This window comes from Arthrobacter sp. Cr_A7, from assembly GCF_029222765.1.
In the GTDB taxonomy this organism is placed as follows: Bacteria; Actinomycetota; Actinomycetes; order Actinomycetales; family Micrococcaceae; genus Arthrobacter.
The window spans coordinates 1-1,229 of the sequence record NZ_JARHXQ010000360.1 but is presented as its reverse complement, the minus strand read 5'-3'; the positions used below and the strand labels follow the sequence as shown (position 1 = coordinate 1,229).

The following is a 1,229-nucleotide window of genomic DNA, read 5'->3' as shown; positions in this document are numbered from 1 at the left end:
GGTGTACTTCTCGCCCGGGCCCTTCCCGGGGGCATCCGGGATCAGGGATTCTTCGCGGAAGGCAAGCTGGAGCGAACGCAGTCCGTCGCGCAAGGGTCCTGCATGCTGGGAGCCGATCTCGGGCGCAGCTGCGGTCACCAGGCCTGCCAGCGCAGTGATCAGTTTCCGGGCCTCGTCCAGGTCCTTCAGTTCCTCGGCGTTGTCCTCCGCGGCAAGCCCGAGCTTGACGGCTGCGGCGCTCATCAGGTGGACGGCGGCGGTGGTGATGACCTCGATGGCCGGTACCTCGGAAATGTCGCGGATCTGCTGGGAGACGTCGCCGCTGGCGTCGGCGGACTCGAAAACGTATGAATTACTGTCTGGGGTGCTCATACTGGTAAGCTTGACACAGACCAACTGGATGTCGTTATTTCAGAGACTCGGTTCCCACCGGCGCTTCGCTGCGTTGACGGGAATTTTTTTCTGTAGAATGGCATGCAGTTTGCAAGCGGAGTTCTCTCCCACCCGCGTCAGCCGCTGTTCCGAGTGTTCTCCTTGAACATTTCCGGGACGCAAGGTTGCCGGGTACCTGGTTGGGCAAGGCACCGGCGTTCGCCGGGGACCTTGCGTGCTGTCCTTTCGCGGGACCGGCATCACCAACCGTTCAGAGGCCTTCGATTGCTCCGGCAGTTGGGGGCCTTCTCTATTTGCCGGATTCCACAACAAAAACAGGAGCTTTAACATTAGCGAGCCAAGAATCAATGAGCGTATCCGCGTCCCCGAGGTGCGGCTGGTCGGCCCTGCAGGTGAACAGGTAGGCATCGTCCGTATTGAGGATGCCCTGCGTCTGGCTGCCGAGTCCGACCTTGATCTCGTTGAAGTTGCACCTCAGGCGAAGCCTCCGGTGTGCAAGCTGATGGACTTCGGCAAGTACAAGTACGAGGCCGCGGTCAAGGCACGTGAAGCCCGGAAGAACCAGACGAACACCGTTCTGAAGGAAATCCGCTTCCGCCTGAAGATCGATACCCACGACTACGAGACCAAGCGCGGACACGCACTGCGCTTCCTCGGCGCCGGGGACAAGGTCAAGGCCATGATCCAGTTCCGCGGCCGTGAGCAGCAGCGTCCGGAAATGGGCATCCGCCTGCTCCAGCGCTTCGCCGACGACGTCGCCGAAGTTGGTGTGGTGGAGTCCAGCCCCCGCATCGACGGCCGCAACATGGTCATGGTGGTGGGCCCGCTGAAGAACA

Annotated in this window: 2 protein-coding genes; one reads left to right on the top strand and one right to left on the bottom strand. The window is 61.5% G+C overall.

Annotated elements, in window-relative coordinates; genetic code table 11:
• A partial coding sequence (locus P2Q66_RS21160; RefSeq protein WP_275731322.1) for a DUF1844 domain-containing protein occupies positions 1–372 on the bottom strand: 372 nt, incomplete at its 3' end.
• Between the two features lie 391 nt (positions 373–763).
• Between P2Q66_RS21160 and infC the strand changes: the two genes are divergently transcribed.
• Positions 764–1,229, top strand: a 466-nt coding sequence (gene infC, locus P2Q66_RS21155) for a translation initiation factor IF-3 (RefSeq protein WP_275731321.1), incomplete at its 3' end; no start/stop codon positions are given.